Annotated in this window: 13 protein-coding genes and 1 tRNA gene; 7 read left to right on the forward strand and 7 right to left on the reverse strand. The window is 40.6% G+C overall.

Annotation, left to right across the window (positions count from 1 at the left end; translation table 11 throughout):
* Positions 1-15: 15 nt before the first annotated feature.
* The 7 genes from QUE46_RS02110 (at position 16) to QUE46_RS02140 (ending at position 6,568) form a co-directional block, all read left to right on the forward strand.
* On the forward strand, positions 16-1,233 hold the full coding sequence (locus QUE46_RS02110; protein WP_286246023.1) for an IscS subfamily cysteine desulfurase: 1,218 nt from the start codon (positions 16-18) through the stop codon (positions 1,231-1,233).
* 42 nt (positions 1,234-1,275) lie between these two features.
* Complete coding sequence (iscU, locus tag QUE46_RS02115) at positions 1,276-1,659, forward strand: Fe-S cluster assembly scaffold IscU (protein WP_055016627.1); 384 nt, start codon at positions 1,276-1,278, stop codon at positions 1,657-1,659.
* A gap of 9 nt (positions 1,660-1,668) precedes the next feature.
* The gene (iscA, locus tag QUE46_RS02120; protein WP_004585773.1) at positions 1,669-1,992 is read left to right on the forward strand and encodes an iron-sulfur cluster assembly protein IscA; all 324 of its coding nucleotides are present in this window, start codon (positions 1,669-1,671) and stop codon (positions 1,990-1,992) included.
* A gap of 80 nt (positions 1,993-2,072) precedes the next feature.
* A complete protein-coding gene (gene hscB / locus QUE46_RS02125) occupies positions 2,073-2,600 on the forward strand; it encodes a co-chaperone HscB (protein ID WP_286246024.1) in 528 nt (175 codons plus the stop codon).
* A 41-nt stretch (positions 2,601-2,641) separates the two neighbouring features.
* Positions 2,642-4,504 (forward strand): Fe-S protein assembly chaperone HscA, encoded by a 1,863-nt coding sequence (gene hscA, locus QUE46_RS02130; RefSeq protein ID WP_286246025.1) that lies wholly within the window; start codon positions 2,642-2,644, stop codon positions 4,502-4,504.
* 10 nt (positions 4,505-4,514) lie between these two features.
* Entirely contained in the window at positions 4,515-4,853 is a 339-nt protein-coding gene (gene fdx / locus QUE46_RS02135) for an ISC system 2Fe-2S type ferredoxin (RefSeq protein WP_004585776.1), read from the forward strand.
* A 287-nt stretch (positions 4,854-5,140) separates the two neighbouring features.
* Entirely contained in the window at positions 5,141-6,568 is a 1,428-nt protein-coding gene (locus tag QUE46_RS02140) for an NAD-dependent succinate-semialdehyde dehydrogenase (RefSeq protein WP_286246026.1), read from the forward strand.
* A 445-nt stretch (positions 6,569-7,013) separates the two neighbouring features.
* Here QUE46_RS02140 and QUE46_RS02145 read toward each other — a convergent pair whose 3' ends face one another.
* From QUE46_RS02145 to QUE46_RS02175, 7 genes are all read right to left on the reverse strand, one after another.
* Entirely contained in the window at positions 7,014-8,639 is a 1,626-nt protein-coding gene (locus QUE46_RS02145; RefSeq protein WP_374761389.1) for an HD domain-containing phosphohydrolase, read from the reverse strand.
* 7 nt (positions 8,640-8,646) lie between these two features.
* The gene (locus QUE46_RS02150) at positions 8,647-10,875 is read right to left on the reverse strand and encodes an adenylate/guanylate cyclase domain-containing protein (protein WP_308447160.1); all 2,229 of its coding nucleotides are present in this window, start codon (positions 10,873-10,875) and stop codon (positions 8,647-8,649) included.
* Entirely contained in the window at positions 10,875-11,723 is an 849-nt protein-coding gene (locus QUE46_RS02155) for an MBL fold metallo-hydrolase (RefSeq protein WP_286246028.1), read from the reverse strand. Before QUE46_RS02155 ends, QUE46_RS02150 begins: the two co-directional genes overlap by 1 nt.
* 3 nt (positions 11,724-11,726) lie before the next feature.
* Positions 11,727-19,796, reverse strand: coding sequence for an Ig-like domain-containing protein (locus tag QUE46_RS02160; protein ID WP_286246029.1), 8,070 nt, complete (start codon positions 19,794-19,796; stop codon positions 11,727-11,729).
* A gap of 75 nt (positions 19,797-19,871) precedes the next feature.
* Complete coding sequence (locus QUE46_RS02165; RefSeq protein WP_286246030.1) at positions 19,872-20,999, reverse strand: FecR family protein; 1,128 nt, start codon at positions 20,997-20,999, stop codon at positions 19,872-19,874.
* Positions 21,000-21,010: 11 nt separating this feature from the next.
* Positions 21,011-22,339, reverse strand: coding sequence for a hypothetical protein (locus QUE46_RS02170; protein ID WP_286246031.1), 1,329 nt, complete (start codon positions 22,337-22,339; stop codon positions 21,011-21,013).
* A 226-nt stretch (positions 22,340-22,565) separates the two neighbouring features.
* Positions 22,566-22,641 (reverse strand) — tRNA-His (locus QUE46_RS02175).
* Positions 22,642-22,806: the final 165 nt, after the last annotated feature.

Raw genomic sequence — 22,806 nt, forward strand, 5'->3', positions numbered from 1 at the left:
ACAGCGGAGAGAGAAATGAAGTTACCGATTTATTTAGATTACGCAGCGACCACGCCTGTTGATGAGCGTGTTGCAAAAGAAATGATGCAATGCCTGACAATGGACGGTAATTTTGGTAATCCTGCGTCACGTTCGCACCGTTTTGGTTGGCAAGCTGAAGAAGTAGTTGACCAAGCGCGTACAGACATTGCCGATTTAATCAATGCTGACCCGCGTGAGATTGTTTTCACATCGGGTGCAACAGAATCAAATAACCTTGCAATTAAAGGTGCAGCACAGTTTTACAAAAAGAAAGGTAAGCACGTTATTACCGCTAAAACTGAGCATAAAGCAGTAATCGATACATGTCGTGAATTAGAGCGCCAAGGCTTTGAAGTAACCTACATGGACGTTGAAGAAAACGGCCTACTAGATCTTAAAAAGCTTGAAGAAACTATGCGTGAAGACACTGTGCTTGTAAGCATTATGCACGTTAATAACGAGCTAGGTGTAATTCAAGATATCAACACAATTGGTGAAATGTGTCGTGAACGTAAAATTATGTTCCACGTAGATGCAGCACAAAGTGCAGGTAAAGTATTAATTGACGTACAACAGCTTAAAGTTGATTTTATGTCGTTCTCTGGCCACAAAGTATACGGCCCTAAAGGCGTTGGTGCGCTTTACGTGCGTCGTAAACCACGTGCTCGCCTAGAAGCGCAAATGCACGGTGGTGGCCATGAACGTGGTATGCGTTCAGGTACACTTGCAACGCATCAACTAGTAGGTATGGGTGCAGCATTTAGAATTGCTAAGCAAGATTTTGAAAAAGATCACGCACACATCAGCGCATTACGTAAACGCCTAATTGACGGCATTATGGCTGATATGGACGAAGTATACTTTAACGGCGCACAAGACCAATCAGTACCAGGTATTGTAAATATCAGCTTTAACTTTGTTGAGGGTGAGTCGCTGCTTATGGCAGTAAAAGACATAGCTGTATCGTCTGGCTCTGCATGTACATCAGCAAGCTTAGAGCCTTCATATGTATTGCGTGCACTTGGCCGTAACGATGAACTAGCACATAGCTCGATTCGTTTTAGCATTGGCCGTTTTACTACCGAAGAAGAAATTGATTATACCGTTGAATTAATTAAAAACTCTATCGGTCGCCTACGCGAGATGTCTCCTTTATGGGAAATGCATCAAGAAGGTATTGATTTAGATTCAGTTGAATGGGCTCACCACTAATACGTGTGAGCATCTACCGTAGCAGGTAATGAGGATAGAATTATGGCTTATAGTGATAAAGTAATCGACCACGTAGAAAATCCACGTAACGTGGGTGTTTTAGACAAAAATGATCCGTCAGTGGCAACGGGTATGGTTGGCGCACCAGCATGTGGTGACGTAATGAAATTGCAAATTAAAGTATCGTCTGAAGGCGTTATTGAAGATGCAAAATTTAAAACATACGGTTGTGGTAGTGCAATTGCTTCATCGTCACTTGTAACAGAGTGGGTTAAAGGCAAAACGCTAGACGAAGCAGCAACTATTAAAAACACTGATATCAGTGCCGAGCTTGAATTGCCACCAGTGAAAATTCACTGTTCAATTTTAGCCGAAGACGCAATTCAAGCAGCAATTGCTGATTACAAAAGCAAACAAGCGAAGTAAGAGAAACTCATGGCAGTGACATTGACAGATGCGGCAGCAAACCGCGTACAATCATTTTTAGCAAACCGCGGTAAAGGTTTAGGCCTGCGCGTTGGCATTAAAACGACGGGCTGTTCAGGTCTTGCTTATGTACTTGAGTTTGTTGATGAGCTAAACGAAGATGATGAAACCTTTAAAGCTAAAGGCGTTACCTTAATTGTTGACGCTAAAAGTTTGGTTTACATTGACGGCACAGAGCTTGACTACACAAAAGAAGGTTTAAATGAAGGGTTTAAATTTAATAACCCAAATCAAGCCGACGAGTGTGGTTGTGGCGAAAGCTTTACCGTTTAAGCTCAACTACCTTTGTAGTATTTATAAGCCCTGCCAGTAATTGTAGGGCTTTATTATTTGTGAATTATATTGGTTAAGTTATGCGTTATTTTGAGTTATTTGCGATACCGGTTGATTACAATATCGACATGGCCACAATTAATAAGCACTATCTTGAGTTACAACGTGCCGTACATCCAGATCGCCACGCCAATGCGAGTAGCCGCGATAAGTTAATGGCTGTACAAAGCACTGCTGAAATTAACGATGCCTTACAAACACTTAAGCACCCAGTTAAACGGGCTGAATATATGCTAAGTGAGTTAGGTGTTGATATACGCGCAGAGCAACAAACACTGCAAGATCCAATGTTTTTAATGCAGCAAATGGAGCTTCGCGAGGAACTTGAAGAACTCGCATCAGCAAGTGATCCAGAGACGGCTATTGCTAACTTCGAATCACAGATAAAACAATTAAAAGCCCAGTACAGTAATGAACTTGCCGAGCAACTAGCAAGTAACGATGAGGCGCAATATCAACAAGCTGCTGATAACATTCGCAAATTAAAGTTTGTATATAAACTAAAAGACGAACTTGAGCGCATTGAAGACAGTTTATTTGACGATTAACTACTTGCTGTAAAGCGAGCAACACGAGTTAAAAGAGCATTATGGCATTATTGCAAATTGCTGAGCCGGGGCAGAGCGCGGCACCACATGAACACAAATTAGCTATAGGGATTGACCTAGGCACCACAAATTCATTGGTTGCAACGGTACAAAGTGGCGAAGCCCGTACACTAACAGATGAGCTTGGTGCAGCCATGTTGCCATCGGTGGTGCGTTATCAGGCCGGTGGTATAACAGTAGGCAGCGAAGCTGCGCAAGCGGCTACACAAGACCCTGCAAATACCCTAATTTCGGTTAAGCGTTTTTTGGGTAAAACCCAAGCTGAAATCGAACAAAGCTATGGCCAGTTGCCTTACCAATTTTGTGAAGACAACGGCTCGCTAGCTATTCAAACCCAAGCGGGTAAAATCAGCCCGGTTAAAGCGTCTAGCCATATTTTAGCTGCGCTCAAAGCACGTGCTGAGCAAAGCTTTGGTAATCAAGAAATTTTAGGTGCTGTCATTACCGTACCGGCTTACTTTGATGACGCACAGCGCCAAAGCACTAAAGATGCAGCAGAGCTTGCAGGTATTAACGTATTGCGCTTATTAAACGAGCCAACCGCTGCAGCAGTCGCTTATGGGTTAGATTCAGGCCAAGAAGGCATTATTGCTGTTTATGATTTAGGCGGCGGCACCTTTGATATTTCAATACTGCGCTTACATCAAGGTGTATTTGAGGTTATGGCAACGGGTGGCGATTCAAGCCTAGGCGGCGATGACTTTGACTCATTACTCGTTGATTACTTTAAAAAACAGACTCAAGTAACGAGCTTGTCTCCTTCAGTGCTGCGCTTATTTATCAATAAAGCAAAAGCCTGTAAAGAAGCGCTTAGTCAGTATGCAAAAGTAAATGTAGTGCTTGAATTTGACGAGCAAAAACACACCGTAGAAGTAACGCGCGAAACCTTTGACGAGCTGGCTATGCCACTGGTTAAAAAAACGCTTCGCTCATGTCGTCGTGCTGTAAAAGATGCAGGCATCGAAAACGAAGAAGTGCTGCAAGTTGTAATGGTGGGTGGTTCTACACGCATGCCATTGGTTCGCAGCCAAGTTGAAAGCTTTTTTGAAAAAGAGCCACTTACCTCGATTGACCCCGATCGTGTTGTTGCATTAGGTGCTGCATTACAAGCCGATGTATTAGTGGGTAACAAGCCAGATTCAGATATGTTATTACTTGATGTATTGCCACTGTCGCTTGGGCTTGAAACCATGGGTGGATTAGTTGAAAAAATAATTCCGCGTAATACCACTATTCCTGTTGCTCGTGCTCAAGAGTTTACTACGTTTAAAGATGGTCAAACGGCCATGTCTTTACACGTGTTACAAGGTGAGCGTGAACTGGTTGACGACTGCCGCTCATTGGCTAAATTTAGTTTAAAAGGCATACCGGCAATGGCAGCAGGTGCTGCACATATTCGTGTTACTTTTAAAGTGGATGCCGATGGCTTGCTAAGTGTATCAGCTATGGAAAAATCAACAGGCGTGCAAGCTGAGATCCAAGTTAAACCATCATTTGGCTTATCTGATGACCAAGTCGCTAACATGCTAAAAGAGTCAATGAGCAACGCTAAAGACGACATGCAAGCGCGTATGCTTAAAGAGCAACAAGTAGAAGCGCTGCGTGTTATAGAAGCACTTGAAGCATCACTTGCCAGCGATGGTGATTTGCTCGATGATATTCAACTTGCTAATTTAAAAGCTGAAATAAGCGAGCTTGCTAAAGTGCGCGAAACAGCCACTCAGCCAAGTGATATTAAAGCCGCAATTGAAAAAGTAGATAACGCTAGCAGCGATTTTGCCTCACGCAGAATGGATGCATCAATTAAAAAAGCCCTAACAGGGCAGTCAGTAGACAACGTTTAAAGAGGTTAGAATGCCACAAATTATTTTTCTTCCCCATCCGGAATTATGTCCTGACGGTGCAGCACTTGAAGCGCCAGCGGGCGAAACCGTCCTTGATGTGGCCCTTAAAAATGGCATTAGCATTCCACATGCATGTGAAAAATCGTGTGCATGTACTACATGCCATTTAGTGATCCGCGAAGGCTTTGACTCATTAGATGAAAGCGATGAGCTAGAAGACGACATGCTAGATAAAGCATGGGGCTTAGAGTCAGAGTCACGCTTAGGATGCCAAGCAGTTATTAGAGATGAAGACTTAGTGGTTGAAATACCAAAGTACAATCTCAATATCGTTAATGAAGAGCATTAATTCTAAACGGCTTTGATTTCGTAAAAACCGCTGTAGTTGCTTGGTCTCTACAGCGGTTTTTTGTTTTAGCGCTTTCAGCTTTCAGCCGTTAGTTTTTAGCTGCTCAAGATGAAGGTTTAGTTATTTGTGTTAATAAACTGAGGTAGCTTTACATTCATTTCTCGATTTTTTTAAGCTTTTGATAGCTGATAGCTGATAGCTGATAGCTGATAGCTGATAGCTGATAGCTGATAGCTGATAGCTGATAGCTGATAGCTGATAGCTGATAGCTTTTACTAGGAGGTTCTATGTCTGATTTGGTTTTTTCTGATTCGTTTATCGACGGTGATTTTTATTCTACAAGCCAGCGTTTTAGCGTTGACGATCCTGCGACCGAAAAAAGTATTGTAGAAGTAAGTGATATAGACGAGCAAGGCGTTAATAGCGCAATAAAGGCAGCACAAGGTGCGTTTGTTAAATTAAAATCAACCAACGCCACTGAGCGAAGTGACACACTGATGCGCTGGTATGATTTAGTAATAAAACACAAGCAAACCCTTGCAGAGCTAATGACCAAAGAGCAAGGTAAACCACTTAAAGAATCATTAGGTGAAATAGACTATGGCGCTGGGTTTATAAAATGGTTTGCAGAAGAAGCTAAACGCAGTTACGGCGATGTGATCCCCCCAACCGACGACACTCATAGATTAACGAGCTTTAAACAACCTGTAGGCGTTGTGGCTGGCATAACTCCTTGGAACTTTCCGGTTGCGATGGTGACGCGTAAAGTGGCACCAGCATACGCAGCTGGCTGTAGCTTTGTGCTAAAACCTTCTGAATATACACCTTTATGTGCTTTGGCATTGGCATACCTTGCCGATCAAGCAGGCTTTGTTAAAGGTGCTTTTAACGTGCTGGTTTCGCAAGATGCAAAAACAGTAGGTAAAATGCTAACAGACTCAGAGGTGGTGCGCAAATTTACTTTTACAGGTTCAACAGGCGTAGGTAAGCAGTTACTTTCTCAGTGTGCGGGTACGATTAAACGTACCTCCATGGAACTTGGCGGAAACGCCCCCTTTATTATTTTTGATAATGCCGATATAGACGAAGCAATCGACGGCCTCATGGCGGCTAAGTTTAGAAACAGTGGCCAAGCATGTGTAGCCGCAAACCGCATTTTTATACAGCGCAGTATTTTAGATGAAGTGCTTAGTAAAATTACGCCTAAAGTAGCCGCATTAAAAGTAGCCAATGGGTTTGAAGAGGACGTAGACATTGGCCCCCTGATTTACCCAAAAGCGAAAGAAAAAGTGCAGCAGCTTGTGCAAGATGCACTTGATAAAGGCGCAGACCTAATAGGGGATAACAGCGACTTAGGCGGTAGCTTTCAAAACCCGCTTATTATTACTAACGTAACGACCGAAATGGATATATACCACGAAGAAGTATTTGGCCCGGTATTAACGGTTATTCCTTTTGATGAAGAAAGCGAAGTACTTGCCCTTGCTAACGATGTTCCATACGGCTTAGCGGCTTATTTTTACAGTCAAAATATCAAGCAGATTTATCGTATTAGCGAAGGGCTTGAGTTTGGCATGGTTGGTGTTAACGAAGGGGTTATATCTAACCCTGTGGCACCGTTTGGTGGAGTTAAGCAATCTGGCTTAGGCCGAGAAGGCGGCCATCAAGGGCTTGATGAATACCTTGAAGAAAAATACGTGTGTATCAAAGTTTAAAAACGATGACACCATAAACCATGAAAATTGGTTTATCCAGCACGGCTTAGGTTACTAATACCAATTTGCTTAATTAAGTGCTCAATTTGGGGATGGAAAAACGTGTTGATAGCTTGGCAAAAAATTCGCTATTTAGTTGTCCTCGGCAATTGCTCCTGCATTGCTCTACCTTGTGCATCCATGCAGTCGTAAATGAGCATTTTTTAACGCCGGTAGCGGCACGTTTAGCCCCATAAAATGATTAAATATTATTGCGGAATTGGTATAGGTTTATAACTACAAGTTACCTTTTTATTGCTAGATATAGGCCTTAGTGCTACATTTACGGCATAATTTTTGTTTAAAAGTAATCAAAAATAAAAAGAATTTCTACTTGTAGAAATAACCCGTGTGTAAATGCCACCGCAAGGTGGCATTTTTTATAGCTTGAGAAAGTGAAGCAGGGTTATTTTATAGGTGAATACCCAGGTAGTTTTGCTAGGTCAACAAAGTCTAATTGCTCGGCAATCGCATACTCTTTAATATAATTTTTATACACTTCAGATTCTACAAATACGGCAAAAATGTCAGCATCTAGGTGATTATCTTCAACCATACGCCCTAAAATTGTTAAACATTCACTTACCGGTTTTGCTTTTTTGTAAGGCCTATCTACGGCAGAAAGCGCTTCAAATATATCAGCAATAGCCATCAACCTTGCAGGTACCGACATTTGTTCTTTTGTTAATCCTTGCGGATAGCCTGTACCATCCAATTTTTCATGATGCCCAAGTGCATATTCAGACACATTACTTAAATGCTTAGGGAATGGCAGCGTATCTAATATATTTTTAGTTACATCCATATGGCGCTTCATTACGTCGCGCTCGCCAAGTGTTAGCGTACCTTTACGTATTTGTAAGTTCTCTACTTCATCTGCGTTTAGTAAGGGGATATCTTTACTGTTAATCGTTAAGTGATAGTGGGATGCAATGCGGTCTATATTGGCAAAGTCCTCATCTGATAAAAATTCACCACCCACATTAACTCTTTGCAAAAATGCACGGTCTAAAGACAGCTGTTTTAATTCGGTATCGAGTAGGCGTTCAAATTGTAAAACTTCAATGGGCCTATTGAGCTTCATCGCAGAGATAATTTGTTTTTGATAGCTTATTTCTAAATCACGTTTAATGACTTCAAATTTAGCATCAATGTGTTCAATACGATCAAAAATAGTTTCTAGCTTGGTCGACTTTTCCATTATGTGATCAGGTGTGGCTATTTTGCCGCAATCATGAAGCCAGCCTGCAATATCTAGCTCATGGCGATCTGCATCACTCATTAAAAAGTTAGCCAATGGACCACGGTCAATATTATGAACAGCATCAGCAAGCATTAAAGTAAGTGCAGGGACTCGCTTGCAGTGTCCGCCAGTATGTGGCGACTTTTCGTCGATGGCCATAGCAATGGTTTCGACAAATTTAGAAAATAGCTCTTCCATTCCTTTAATAAGGGTTGAGTTTGTTAGTGATATAGCGCCTAACGAAGCGAATGAGCGTATTAGTGTGACGAGTTCATCACTATAAGTGATGATATTGCCGTGTTGATCTTTCACGTTGATAAGCTGAATCACACCAATAATATCATCGGTATGATCTTTTAGCGGTATTGTTAACATAGATTGGGTACGATATCCCGTACGCGCATCCATATTACGCGCAGCGCTCATATCAAAGGGCAGGGCTGAGTATACATCTGGAATATTAATAATTTCTCCAGAGTTAACTGCATGAGCGACAATCGCAGTTTCGTTTTCTTTTCCATCTATAAACAAATCGATATTAGGAAAGTCAACGGGGTTCCCTGAAGCTCCCCCTAAATAGAGGTCTAAAGATTTATTAATAACGGTTTCAAACTTTAGCTGCTTGTCATCTGTAATAGAGTAAATAGTCCCTGCGTCAGAGTTAGAAATAGACATAACGACTTGGAGAATTTCTTCAAGAAGTTTACTTGCATCCTTTTCTGTTGTTAGCCTAATACTAATATCAATAAAGTGATGAAGATTCGTTCTATCTTTAATGTACTCAGACATGTTATTACTACTTTGTTTTGTGGATAAAGGCGCCATTCCAATCCTGTGCTAAAGTTTGCAAATCGGTATTTTTAATTCGGTCAATAAAAATGTGGTAAATGTGATCACTCAATAAGGCCGTTTCACTCAACTCTTCAAATAGCGATAGCGCGAGTGACCAATTTTTATTACTGTAATGCTGCATAGCAGTGAACGACTTTTTTATTTCAAGTAGTTGGGTTTCATTCAGCTCAGCTGTAAAGCCTATTGGTTCGTAAAGTTCAGTCGCTTTTTCTTTACCAACTACTTGTACTTTATCAATCAAGCGAAATGCAATATGCGGACAAGCATTCATTGTCTCGCCAGTAACCAGAATAGCTATCCCGTAAAATTTGGTCAAGCTTTCTACTCTTGAGCCTAAATTAACCGCATCTCCAAGTACTGTATAGGCTTTTCTGTATACAGAACCCATATCGCCTACATACATGTCACCGGTGCTTATGCCCACACCAATGTTAATGGGAGGGAGCTGCTGTGCAGCAAATGCTTTATTAAGGCTTGTAAGGCCAGCTACCATTGCCATTGCCGCCTCAACACTATGTTTAGCGTGCTCGCTATCTTCAAGCGGGGCATTCCAAAAGGCCATAATCATATCGCCTACGTATTTATCTATTGTACCATTGTGGTCAAAAATAACTTTTGTAGTTGCCGACAAGTACTGATTTAAATAATCACTTAATTGGTTTGCGCTCATCCCCTCCGACAGCGCAGTAAAACTTCTAATATCAGCAAATAATACGGTCATATTTCGTTTTATACTTTGCTGAGTAAGCTGTTTACGTTGGCGAATTAACTGCTCAATGTGATCAGGTGGAACATACTGATTAAACATCGATTTAATTTTTTTGCTGTGTTTCATTTCTGCTATAGAGCCAATAAAAACAAAGTAGGCCGCTAAAATAGATATAAGTAACAGCGGCATAAATAGCGGGAGGCTAATTTTTTGTACTGACCATAAATAAAAATTAAGTAATATAACCAATCCTGCCACACTCACTGAAAGCGTGACAATATAGCGGGCACTTTTACGATAACTTAAAACCGATAAGCAACAGCCCACAAAGGTAATAATCAATAATGTGGCACCTAAAGCCCATGAAGGTTGAGTAGGTAAAATTTCTGGATGGAGGAGCCCTTCAAAAATATTGGCATGCACTTCTACCCCAGGGTATTGTAAACCCACAGGTGTAGCTCTTAAATCAGCTAAACCAATTGCGGAGGTTCCAACAAATGCTACGCTGCCTTCTAATTGTTGCTCGGCAACTTTTTTAGTTAATACATCTGTTGCAGAGTAATATTGAAAACTCTTAGCGCGGCCTTTATACGGGATAAAAATTTGGCCGTACTCATCAGTTTGTATCCAGTGCTCATGAAATTTAACTCCTTCAAAAAAAGTCATGTCGTCTTGGGTATTCGCGCGTGTTTCGATATTGTCCGCCAAGGTATATAAACGTGCCGCCTCAAGTGCCAAAGAAGGGTAGAGTTTATCACCTATTCTATTAACCAGTGCCGCTTTGCGAATAAACCCATCGTTTTCACTGTGGGCATTTATAAATCCGTTACCCGTAGCACTACTTTGTAGCATAGGTATATTAACTGTAGCACCTAAAAAAGGGGTTACTTGTAAGTTGCCTTGCTCGCTTTGTGGTAATACTACGCTTGTTTTTGGCAATGGGTTTTGCTGTTTGTAGGTATCGTTGTTTAATAAAAAACCTAATACGGTATCGTTGCTATTGAGCGCTTGAGCAAAGGTGGTATCGGCATCTACCTGATGTTTAATATCATTTAACGCTAATTTGTGTATTTTTAGTAAGTCTGGGGCTCTAGCTTGAATTTGGCTAATAGGGTTTGTTTCTGGCTCAGAAAAAAATATATCAAACGCAATAACTACAACTCCAGCCTCTGTGAGTTTATTTACCAGATCTGCCATTTTTTCCCGGCTCCACGGGAAACGTCCTTGCTCTTGCATCGTTTTTTCATCTATGTCGATAATAACAACGGCTTCGTCGAGCTGTCGGGGTGTATCGGGTAAAGTTAGCAATAGCCTAGAGTCGTAAATAATACCTTCGACCCTATTGAGCAGCTTGGCTAATGTACCACTAGAAAATAATTCTACAGCAGCTATAAACAGCGTAATCGCTAAGCCTACAAATAGGTGGCGATAAATTTTAGGAATATAAACGCGAGAAATAACAATTAATCCTTACTTGGCGCAAACTCAAATGTTCGGCCTTCTCTGGCACATTCAATATTAATATGCTCGCCATAATTTGCTTGTAAATGTGTTTCTATTGCGAGTAACTCGTCATCGGTTCTTGTTGGGTCGTGGCTTATAATCGCTAAATTTTTAATACATGCTAGCATTGCTAATTCAGCTACTTGCTTAAATGTACTATGCCCCCAACCGTGCTTAAGCTGGAGCTCTTCGGTCGTAAACTGTGCATCATGAATTAATAAGTCAGCATCTTTAATAAACTCAGCCCACTGGGTAACTGTGGTTTTAACAACACCGGGAGGGGCCAATTCGTTATCTGTTATGTAAGCAATTTTTTTGCCTTCAGCATGTACACAATACGCTGTACCTCCGCCTGGATGATTTAACGGCGCGGTAAATACGTTAAAATTATTTAGAGTAAAGTTTTTTTGAGTAGCAAGCTGGGTATTTAGTGTTATGTTTGCTGGTAAGTTTTGGTAGCTAACCGGGAAAAACGAGCCAGACATTTGCATTAATATAGCATTTTTACTTTGCTCGTCTTCAACATCACCTACAACAACGGTTATATCACGATCGGCTTGGTAAATAGGCTTAAAAAAAGGAAAGCCTTGAATATGATCCCAGTGATTATGCGTTAGTAAAATTGCAATAGGGGTCGTGTGCTTTATGAGCTTTTCACCTAACTGTGCAATGCCTGTTCCTGAGTCGAGTATCAGGCTTGTGCCATTTGTTTGCTCAACATACACACATGAAGTATTACCACCAAATAGGTGGGTATGTGCACCCGGAGATGGCATTGAGCCTCTTACGCCATAAAATTTAACTTTCATAATTTAGGGCTTAACTCCATCAGGGTAAAAGTTAAACTTAGATAGGCTGACATTATTAGAGGCATTTTCAAAGCATGTACTGCTAAGTACCACTTGGGTATCTGTTTGTAAAAGCATTGATGTAAACTGATGTGTGCCATCGCATTGATTGGCCTGATAGTAACCAAGCGTATTTTCTCCAAATAAGGTGTCGATAGTGCCATTAGCTAATATGCGTGCAATCAAACCTTTAGAATCACTCATGCCTGATAAAATTATATTACCTGTAGTATCAATCGCCGCATCGGTAACTTTAATATCAGAACTTGATGCTAATTGATATTGCCCCACCCCACTAGTGGCAAAGCTTGTATCTTCGCTACCATCGGGTTGTAACTTAATGATCACCACTTGGTTTGGCGTAGTGCCTTCATTACCAACCAAATAGAGGTTTGCCGCACTATCGACAAGTATTTTTGCTGCTCTATTGCTAATATTTGCTGAAGAGCGGCTGTCGGTATAGGTAAATATCTCGTTAGCATCATCGTCTATTTTTAGCATTATTAATTGCGAGTCACTGCCAGATACTTGCTTACCTGCAATATAAATATCTTTATTTTCATCTATATAGAGTGTTTCAAAATACGCATTTATATTGCCATAATAATAACCACTGGTAGCAAAACTATTTTCTAATTTACCATCGTTTTTTAACATCATTGCAAAAGAACGCGTAACACTTAAAGCATTAGTTGAAGAGCCTACAGCAACAATATAGCCACTGCTATCTACCGCTACATTTGCAAAGTTAATACTGGTATTCAAAATACCTCCAGTTGTATAAATACCATCGGTTGCAAAGTTTTCATCTAGGTAACCGTCTTGGTCTACTTTTGCTACAAAGCCTTCTTCGTTTAAACCGTTTATGAGTGTTCCAGCAATAATAATACTGCCATCGCTAAGCTCTTTTAATGTAATGCTTTTAAACGCAACATTAATATTTAGGGCTTTACTACCATCAAGGCTAAAGCTGCTATCAATAATGCCTGCACTGGTATAGCGAGTGAGCACTAGTTTATTATTAGTATTAAGTTGGGCAACGGAGGCACTTAAGTACTTATTCGCTTGCTCGCCGCTTTGTAGTTGTAATGCATTCATAGAGAGATCGTTAGAGCTAACAGTCAAATCATTTTTGCTTGTAAAGCCATCAATTGAAAAGTCGGTATTTAAACTCGCATCACTCCTTATTGATGTTACAAAAGGCTCATTAGATGAATCGTTAAATCTGCCTGATAGCCACACCATGCCATTTTCATCAATAGTTGATGCATTAGCAGATTGATGACTGATAACGTTAGAGAGGATGTTTATGCCTGCACTGCCGTAGCTTGTGTCAAGCGCGCCATCAGATAGAGAGATTCGCGCTGAAAATAGTTGCTCATTTTGAGTGTCATCAGAGGCTTCAACACCTGTAGTACCTGAGAGGATTATTTGATTACTCATAGGGTCGTATTGCACACCAGTAACTAACGCACTGCCGTCACCAGTACCCGAATTTTCATCAATGTTATATATGGCAATTCCTTCATTCCCTATACTTTCATCAATATTGCCATTGTTATCAATTGAGATCATGACAGCCTCTTTCTCACCTGAAGAGCGAGTAATATATCCCCCTAAAAAGGCATTAAAGTTAGCTGCGTCTATTCCGCCAACTGCAAGTAGCTCATCGTCACCTTCTTCGTCCGATAAATCGAATATAAGCGCATCGCCAGAGTTAAAGCTTCCATTATTGTTGCCATCAGGAATAAGGTATCTGATGGTTGCATCTAAATCACCTTTTTCACCTATGCTGCTGCCCACTACAAGTAAATTAGAGTTACCAAAGTTTTTAATCGCATGCGATTCATCATCAAGGTTTTGGCCACTTACATCCACTATACCAGGGCTTCCCGATTCATGAGCGAGGGTTGATACATCAAATTTTAGGAATAAACTGTCTTTGTCTGAGCCATTTACCGAGTAACCAACGCCTTGTATTTTATTGTCGGTAAACTCAAGGTCATTTATTACAGATTCACTAGCAAGTGTTGTACATTTAGTACCGGAGTTACCATCACCTGAGTTAGTACTAATAATACCTGTAGTACTCATTTTTAATAAACATGCTTCGGTTTCTGAGCCATTAAAGCTTGAATAACCTATAAACAGCTCACCATTGCCAGAGATTATAGCGGTGCCTTTTTCGTCTTCACCAAAATCTATAGTTTTAAAGCCATTACCATTAAACGCTGTATTTATATCGCCAGTATTAGTGAAAGAGGCCACAATAATATCTGTATCTGTGTTGTTATTGTAACCCACAAAATAAAGGTTAGTGTTAAGCTCAATGCTATCGTTAAATTCACCATTTGAAAAAACGCTCGAAAGATCTAACTGTTCGCTAAGCGCTCGTCCAAATGTATCATCTTCCACAGGAATTAATGGGTCTTCTTCATCTGTAATATTTACATTAATGGTTATTGTGGTCGTTTCATTTGGAGAGCCATTATCGGTAATATCTATATTAACGGCGTGCTGTGTAGCTGTTTCAAAATTAAACGCATTGTTGCCATTTACGGTTAACAACCCGCTATTGCTATCAATAATAAATAATGAAGTTTCGCCTCCGCTTAGGCTAAAAGTGAGGGTATCATTTTCAATATCAGACGCTGTTACAGTACCAATTGTTTCTCCATCTGTGGCATTTTCACCAATAGCAAAGGTTTGGTTTACTGCCGTTGGAGCATCGTTAATTGGTACAATGGTAATGGTTAAATTCCCTTGCACCTCATCAGTACCATCACTTAATGTGTAGGTGAGTGTTGCTGTGCTTTCGTTATTTAAGGCGGGGGTATATTTAATTTCATTATTTTCAACGCTCGCTGCACCAATATCCGCTGTAACGGCTGTTATAGCTAGGGTATCGGTTGCATCTGCATCTGTGTCGTTACTTATAACGTCAATCGTTGTTTCTGGGGCATCTTCATTAATTGTTGCTGTATCAGGTTGCGCTACAGGTGCATCATTTACAGGGGTTATATTAACGGTCAATGTCCCCGCAGCAGTGTCAGTGCCGTCGCTTAGGATATAACTTACAATTACTTGACCATAAAAATCAGCTTCAGGCGTGTAAACAACGTTGTTGCCAGAGCTAGAAACTGAGCCTGTATCAGCATTTAAGGAAGTAATAGAAAGTGTGTCGTTTTCTGCATCTGTATCGTTACTCAGCACATTTATACTTGTTGCTGCGGCATCTTCTAAAATAGTAGCAGTATCAGGGTTGGCAACCGGCGCATCGTTGACTGGTGTTACTGTAATAGTTAATACGCCATTTGCTGTATCGGTGCCATCACTTAGGGTGTAATTTATAACTGCTTGGCCGTTAAAGTCGGCTTCTGGTGTATAAATCACATCACCTGCAGAGCTTGTCACGGTGCCCGATGTAGCAGTTACAGCACTTATAGTGAGAGTATCGTTCTCTTCATCAGTGTCGTTACTTAACACATTTATATTTGTTGCTGCGGCATCTTCTAAAATAGTGGCTGTATCTGGATTGGCAATCGGTGCATCGTTGACTGGTGTTACCGTAATTGTTAATACGCCATCTGCTGTGTCGGTGCCATCACTTAGGGTGTAATTTACCGTGGCTTGACCATTAAAATTGGCCTCAGGCGTGTAAATTACATTACTACCAGCGCTTGTCACTGTGCCCGATGTGGCAGTTACAGCACTTATAGTGAGAGTATCGTTCTCTTCATCAGTGTCGTTACTTAACACATTTATATTTGTTGCTGCGGCATCTTCTAAAATAGTGGCTGTATCTGGGTTGGCAATCGGTGCATCGTTGACTGGCGTTACGGTAATAGTTAATACGCCATTTGCTGTATCGGTGCCATCACTTAGGGTGTAATTTATCGTGGCTTGACCGTTAAAGTTTTCCTCAGGTGTGTAAACTAGGTTACTGCCAGACACCGATACTGAGCCGGTGTTTGCACTTGCTGTACTAATAGCAAGGGGATCGCTGTCTACATCGGTGTCGTTACCAAGCACGTTAATACTCGTTGGCGCAGCATCTTCTAAAATGGTTGCGGTATCAGGGTTTGCTACCGGCGCATCGTTCACTGAATTAATTGTGATATTGAGCGTAGTGGATGTAGCCGCCTCACCGTCACTAATTGTATAGGTCACAACTGCAGTGCCGTTATAGTCAGCTTGCGGTACATATTGTATTTGATTCGCCACAATGGTTGCGCTTCCAGAGTCAGCAGAAACCGTGGTGATGGTGAGTGAGTCGCCCTCTGTGTCAGAATCATTAGCAACTACATTTACAGTCGTAGAGGTGTCTTCATCTATTGTGGCTGTGTCGGCATTTGCTACAGGCGCATCGTTTACTGGTGTAACCGTAATATTAAGTATCCCAGAAGCTGTATCGGTACCATCGCTAAGGGTATAATTTACAATTGCTTGGCCGTTAAAGTTGGCTTCAGGAGTATAAGCAAGGTTGCTACCAGCTACTGAAACACTACCCGTATTTGTATTTGCGCCGCTAATAAAAATCGAGTCATTTTCAGGGTCTGTATCATTACTTAATACGTTAATGTTTGTTGTTGTGGCATCTTCTAAAACAGTGGCTGTATCTGGGTTGGCAACCGGTGCATCGTTGACTGGTGTTACGGTAATAGTTAATACGCCATCTGCTGAATCGGTGCCATCACTTAGGGTGTAATTTACCGTGGCTTGACCATCAAAATTGGCCTCAGGCGTGTAAATTACATTACTACTAGCGCTTGTCACTGTACCCGATGTGGCAGTTACAGCACTAATAGAAAGTGTGTCGTTTTCTGCATCTGTATCGTTACTCAGCACATTTATACTTGTTGCTGTGGCATCTTCTAAAATAGTGGCTGTATCTGGGTTGGCAATCGGTGCATCGTTGACTGCTGTTACAGTTACTGTAAGCACACCTACGGCGGTAGTTGTGCCGTCAGTTAGCGTGTAATTTATAACGGCTTGACCGTTAAAGTTTTCCTCAGGTGTGTAAACTAGGTTACTGCCAGACACCGATACTGAGCCGGTGCTTGCACTTGCTGTACTAATAGCAAGGGGATCGTTGTCTACATCGGTGTCGTTACCAAGCACGTTAATACTCGTTGATGCAGCATCTTCTAAAATGGTTGCGGTATCAGGATTTGCTACCGGCGCATCGTTAACGGGGGTAATTGCTATTGTGAGTATCCCCGAAGCACTTTGCGTACCATCGGTTATTGTATAGCTAACTGTTGCAGTGCCATTATCGTTTTCTGCGGGAGTGTATTGAATTTGAGAATTTACAATTGAGACACTACCAATATCACTGTTAGCAGAGCTAAGAGTTAAGATGTCGCCATCTATATCGGTGTCGTTACTTAATACATTTATTAAGGTAGCAGTAGCATCTTCTGTAATAGTAATGCTATCGGCATTGGCTATTGGTGCATCATTAACTGGCGAAATGGTTACGTGTAAATTAGCCGTTGCTTCTGCGCCGTTATTATCGGATACACTATACGATACAATTGCCACACCATGAGTGTTAGGTGTAGAGCTGTACTGAATTTTGTTATCAATAATACTAGCTGAGCCAAATTCGGTACCAACACTTGTTATAGTTAAGTTATCACCGTCTATATCAGTATCGTTGGCGATTACATCTACTAAAATTGGCGGTGCATCTTCTTGCATGGTGGCGCTATCAGCCACCGCAACGGGGGCATCATTAACCGGTATAATAATAAGGGTAGCTGTTGCGCTGCTTTGAGCCGGCGAGTCATCAGTAAAACGATCAGAAATTGTATAGTTTAAAGTTACTTCACCAAAGTAATTGGGCTCAGGCGTATACTCAATTTTATTGTTTACAATGCGTGCAATGCCTATTGTATTTGTAACATTAGTAAGGGTAATTGTATCGCCGTTGGCATCGGTATCGTTTTCTAATACGTTTAGTGAAGTAGCTGGGCTGTCTTCTAATAAGGTATATTCATCGTCATTAGCTTCAGCGGGGGAATTTGAGCCTGTTTTACTTAAAACAACTTGTGCTGTTGATGTTAATCCTTGAACATTCGATACCGAATAGGTAAAACTATCAACATCTAATGCATCTGTACTGGGTTGATAAGAAAACGACCCATCAGCGTTGAGTGTTAAAACTCCGCTTTGCACGTCAACTACAGGCGTTGTATTAACGCTAAGATTACCAGTCTCTATGTTTACATCGTTTTTAAGCAAGCCATTTTCAGCTGAAATAACCAGTGTTTGATTGTACTGAAATTGGTATTCATCATTTTGGGCAGTAGGGTTATCGGGCTTGCTATTTATTGTAAGTGTTACTGTTGCCGTTGCTGTGGCACCTAAAGTGTCGATCACTTGGTATTGAAATTCATCAATACCGTAGTAGTTAGCATCAGGAATATATGCAAAGCTACCATCGGTAGCTAATTGTAATTGCCCATGAGTAGGTGAAACACTATAAGTATCATCAATGGTGAAAGTATCGTTATTAGGGTCTGTGTCGTTAGCAAGTAAACCTTGGCTTGAATCAACTATAAGTGTGGTATCTTCATCCACAGTATAGCTATCGTTTGCAGCAGTAGGCGAGCTATTTTGATCCAATGCATTAATTGTAACACTTGCAATAGCCTCAGCACCTTGAGCATCAAAAATACGGTATTGAAAACTATCCGCGCCTTGCATATTTGCGCTACCTTCATATTCAAAGCTGCCATCAGCAACAAGTGTAAGAGTACCTTTACTCGGTAGGCTAACAGGCGTTGTATCTAGAGTAAGTAGATCTTGGTCTATATCGCTGTCGTTATTTAATAAGCCGGGCGCGCCAATTAATAACGTGCCGTCAGCGCTTATTTTGTAAGTGTTATCAAGGGCTATAGGAGCATCGTTTACAGCATTAATCGTTATTTCTACAATACCGGTATCTGTCATCCCAAGCTCGTTAATTACTTGGTAACTAAATGCATCAATGCCGTTAAAGTTAGATCGTGGCGTATAAGTAAAATCACCACTTTCGCTGAGTGAAATACTGCCATGCTGAGGGAGAACTAAAGGAGTTGTGTTTAAATAAAGAGTTCCTTGGTACTCATCAGTGTCGTTAGTTAAAACATTGCCTTGCAAGGTTTGATCTTCATTAGCTAAAAATTGATCGTTAATCGCTTTTGGCGCAAAGTTTAACTCTCCTCCTTGCGGTGCTACGTTAATTAATTCTGCAAAGCCACTTTCGCCACTGCCATCTACACCAGTTATTAAAACTTGATAGCTTTTATCTGCTAGAAGGTTGTCCGCACTAAAACTAGAGCCAGATACACTTAAAAACTGTTGGCCATTTTCTAGCGTATTTATATTGCTGGTGGTAATGCCAGCTTCGGTTGCTAAGTAAATATTGTAGCGGTTTAAGTTTTCGTTTTCTTGCCATGCTAAATTAATCGTTTGGCCGTCTCGCTGTGCAGTCGCGCCTACTATTTGATAGGGTTGCCAATTAACAGTTACTGCGTCAGCAAGTACCTGATTGTTAAGGCTATCGGTAATCCATATCTCTAATCGTAGGTCACCAGGATCAACGCCATAAAAGTAAGGGTTTAACCCAATAACAGACTGCTCAAAATTTGTTCCACATGTTTGTGTGCATAGCGCTAAGCTTTTATTTACGCTCGGAAGTACTAAATTTACTGCGTTAATACCATCGGGATCAGAAACGCTAAGTAAAAATGTGATATTACCCTGTATAACTTCATTAGTTTGCGAAAGAGTAATTGTAGCCTGAGAGTTTGCAACCGTTGTGCCTACAACTCCTCTGCTAGAGGCCACAGCCCCCGACACTTGTGTTTTAGTAACAATGGAGTTACCCGTTACACCTGTAAGGTTTATTGGCGAAGCAGAAGAGGGTGGTGTAACTAGTTCTACAGGAAGTTGTTCTGAGGCTTGTTGAGAGGCCTCTTCAGAGCCTCCACACGCACTAAGCAAAAAAACCATCGAACCAAGCAAAAAAAGGTTCTTTGCTGTCATTCTACATACTCCAATAAAACGCTTTATAATCAATTTACTCAGGCTAAGTAAATTATTATCTAGAGCTTAGGTTACTTAAGGCTCTAATCTAAAGTCACCGTTGGCATTTACGGCGGGGTTATTAATTTCACTCAGGCTAAAGTCACCTGTAATGGTATCAATGTCATTTAAAAACACTGCATCAATTTGGCCCGTTGCTCTATTATTATTATGAGAAGCAAATGTAACGGCTAAATCAAGTTTGGTTAAATCAATTAAACCGCTGTAAGCTGCATACCAATTTCCGCCAGCATCATTAAAACTAATTTCACCATCGGGAACGGTGCCGTTATCAAAATCTACCGACATAGACATAGAAAAATCACTAACTTCTCCTAGGCTCGAAGACACATCAAAGCTAGTTGCCTGGTAATTAAAAATACCTTGGCGCTGAGCTATCTGATCAACTAATGACGCATCGCTAACAGCTTGAAATTGCTGCTCAGCGTATACATCAGCAATAGATATATCGGCAGCGGTGTTATTTTCTAAAGGGGGAGGGGTTGATGAAACTTGCGCGGGCTCAGATTCTGCTAGGTTATTACTGTCAATAGAGACTATTTGCTGAGCAAATACAGCTGGAGCTTGAGTTGTCTTAATTACATCACCCAAAGCAGTCACCTGCGCAAACGAAAAAGGTTCATTGCTTCCAAGAGAAACAACTTGTTGGTTTTCTAATGTTAAATCTATAGCGCCATCCCAAACTGCAACGTACATATCAGCCCCTACAAGTTGCAGCTCAAAATGAGTACCACGAATACCAATTGAGCCTACAGGTGTTTTTACATTATATGAACCGCCGTTCTTTTTAATCACACCCGAAATTGAGCGCAGCCCCCCTTTAATTAATTCTATTGATGCAGAACCTTGTTGAGTGGCTTTATCAAATTCATAATTGGCTATATTTAATTCAGAGTTTTCTTTTAGTGCAATTAAACCACCATCAGCCATAGAAAACTGAGCTTTACTTTTTTCACCCGTTGTTATTTTGTCAACACCATAGACTACATCGCGTCGCTTAAGTGCTCGCTGTTGTGTGGACTCGGCATCAGTAGCAAGTACTGCGCCTCTGGCCAAAATAGTTTTTCCTGCAGCTGTTGTGCTTGCTTGAGAACAAAAACTCACACAAAGTAAGGTGGTTAATACCGGAATTAAATGTTTCATAAGTACCTTAATTAGAATGAGTAACTTGCGCTTAAATTGGTATCAAAGCGATCGTATTCGAACAAAGAAATATCACTGCTTTTGTCTTGGTAATTCAATGCTAATTGCAGCGCTAAACTTTTATTTACTAAGTAGCGTAACGAGCTAGAAAGTATCAATAGGTTATCGCTTCGCTCTTGAATAAATAGCGGGTGCTCATCTTGGTATTCGATCCATTGATACCCCGTTTGTACAGAGACTTGCCATTGCTGGCTAAGTAATGCATTTACTTGATAATAAATTCCGCTAATGCTTCTTGCGTTAAACTCACCTTCGTCAATGTTAGCGCTTTCATTTTTAAAGTTAGCGCTGACGCTTTGATACCACTTTTGAGATAGATAGCTTGCGCCTATATTAAGAGTGTAAAAGGAGTTATCTAGCTTCTCATCAAATGTATTATTCATAAGGCCAAATGAAAGCGAGCCAAATACACTTAATTGTTTATCAAATTTATAACTAGCTCCACCTGTTAATGATGTCTCGGTTCTGTATAGCTCGCCATCTAACAATAAAGGTGTAATACCAGCCTGCAAAAACCAAAGGGTGTTATCGTTTAACTTTTGTTGGTATCGACCTGATATATTGGTATTAATACGGTCATATTCAGATAGCTCATTAAATTTGTACCAATCAGTATTTACACCTAAAGCAAAAGAGCTTCGCTGATCAATTGGGTGAAAGTAACGCCCTTTATAATTTAGCTTTAAATAATTATCGTCGGTGCTTTTACTTTCTGGTGATAGTAAAAACTCACCCAAGTTAGGGAGTAATATTGTATCCTCAGAGGTACCTGCATTAACGTTACCATCTACACCATATGCAAGCTCAATGCTCTGATCATATGTACGCTCTGATAAACGTTGCTTTTGCTGGGATGATGCTAATAAAGAGCGAGCCGCTTTTTTTACACTCTCTGGTGAAGTATCAGCGTTAACTAATAAGGTCGCTTGAGCGTTAGCTGCAGGTAAATTATTGGCAGCAATGTAAGATCTAATCAAAAACAAGCGAGCTTCATACCAATTAGGTTTATCCTCCACAACCCTCTCAAAGGCAAATACTGCAGGGGCTGATACCCCAGAGTTGAGTGCTGAGATGCCTAGTAAATAATCAAAATTTGGCTCACCAAGATATTCATAGTGCAGTTTGCTTTTATTATATGCATCTTCATATTGTTTTTTTGAAATGAGATATTGCAAGTCACTTAATAGTTTTACAAATGAAGGGTTACTTTCGGCGCTAACGTTTATACTTAAAAAAGTAAAAATACTCAGTGTTAAAATACAAAAAGCGTGTTTAATCATGCTTGATAAGTAATCCCGTAGCAAAAATAAAAAGGTCAACAGATTCTAATACAAAGTATTGTAAAGTTTAAACAAGGTAGCACTTTTTGTTTATATGTAAAGTTTTTTGATGGATTATTGCACAAAAATTAAGGGTGTTAATACAAGGTTAGTTAAGGATTTTAAATTAGTAAAAAAGATAAATAAAATTTAATGAAAAAACAGAGGTATTACAGGAGAGAAAAAATGGGGCGATTGACGGGGCTTGAACCCGCGACAACCGGAATCACAATCCGGGGCTCTACCAACTGAGCTACAACCGCCACAACACACCTCGTTTGGTGTGGCGCGCATAATACATAATATTATAAATGTTGTGAAGCCTAAAATTGAAAAAAATCAAAAAAAATAAATATTTCATAAAATTGCTTACTATCAGTAAAGGTTCATAAAGAGTGTGTAGTTTAATAACGCCGTTATTAAAAATA

The organism is Pseudoalteromonas sp. MM1, from assembly GCF_030296835.1.
In the GTDB taxonomy this organism is placed as follows: Bacteria; Pseudomonadota; Gammaproteobacteria; order Enterobacterales; family Alteromonadaceae; genus Pseudoalteromonas.

Coding starts and splice junctions, on each gene's coding strand:
- QUE46_RS02170 (WP_286246031.1), bottom strand. CDS start 22,339: ATGATTAAACACGCTTTTTGTATTTTAACACTGAGTATTTTTACTTTT.
- fdx (WP_004585776.1), top strand. CDS start 4,515: ATGCCACAAATTATTTTTCTTCCCCATCCGGAATTATGTCCTGACGGT.
- QUE46_RS02145 (WP_374761389.1), bottom strand. CDS start 8,639: ATGTCTGAGTACATTAAAGATAGAACGAATCTTCATCACTTTATTGAT.
- hscB (WP_286246024.1), top strand. CDS start 2,073: ATGCGTTATTTTGAGTTATTTGCGATACCGGTTGATTACAATATCGAC.
- QUE46_RS02160 (WP_286246029.1), bottom strand. CDS start 19,796: ATGACAGCAAAGAACCTTTTTTTGCTTGGTTCGATGGTTTTTTTGCTT.
- QUE46_RS02155 (WP_286246028.1), bottom strand. CDS start 11,723: ATGAAAGTTAAATTTTATGGCGTAAGAGGCTCAATGCCATCTCCGGGT.
- iscA (WP_004585773.1), top strand. CDS start 1,669: ATGGCAGTGACATTGACAGATGCGGCAGCAAACCGCGTACAATCATTT.
- QUE46_RS02140 (WP_286246026.1), top strand. CDS start 5,141: ATGTCTGATTTGGTTTTTTCTGATTCGTTTATCGACGGTGATTTTTAT.
- QUE46_RS02110 (WP_286246023.1), top strand. CDS start 16: ATGAAGTTACCGATTTATTTAGATTACGCAGCGACCACGCCTGTTGAT.
- QUE46_RS02165 (WP_286246030.1), bottom strand. CDS start 20,999: ATGAAACATTTAATTCCGGTATTAACCACCTTACTTTGTGTGAGTTTT.
- iscU (WP_055016627.1), top strand. CDS start 1,276: ATGGCTTATAGTGATAAAGTAATCGACCACGTAGAAAATCCACGTAAC.
- hscA (WP_286246025.1), top strand. CDS start 2,642: ATGGCATTATTGCAAATTGCTGAGCCGGGGCAGAGCGCGGCACCACAT.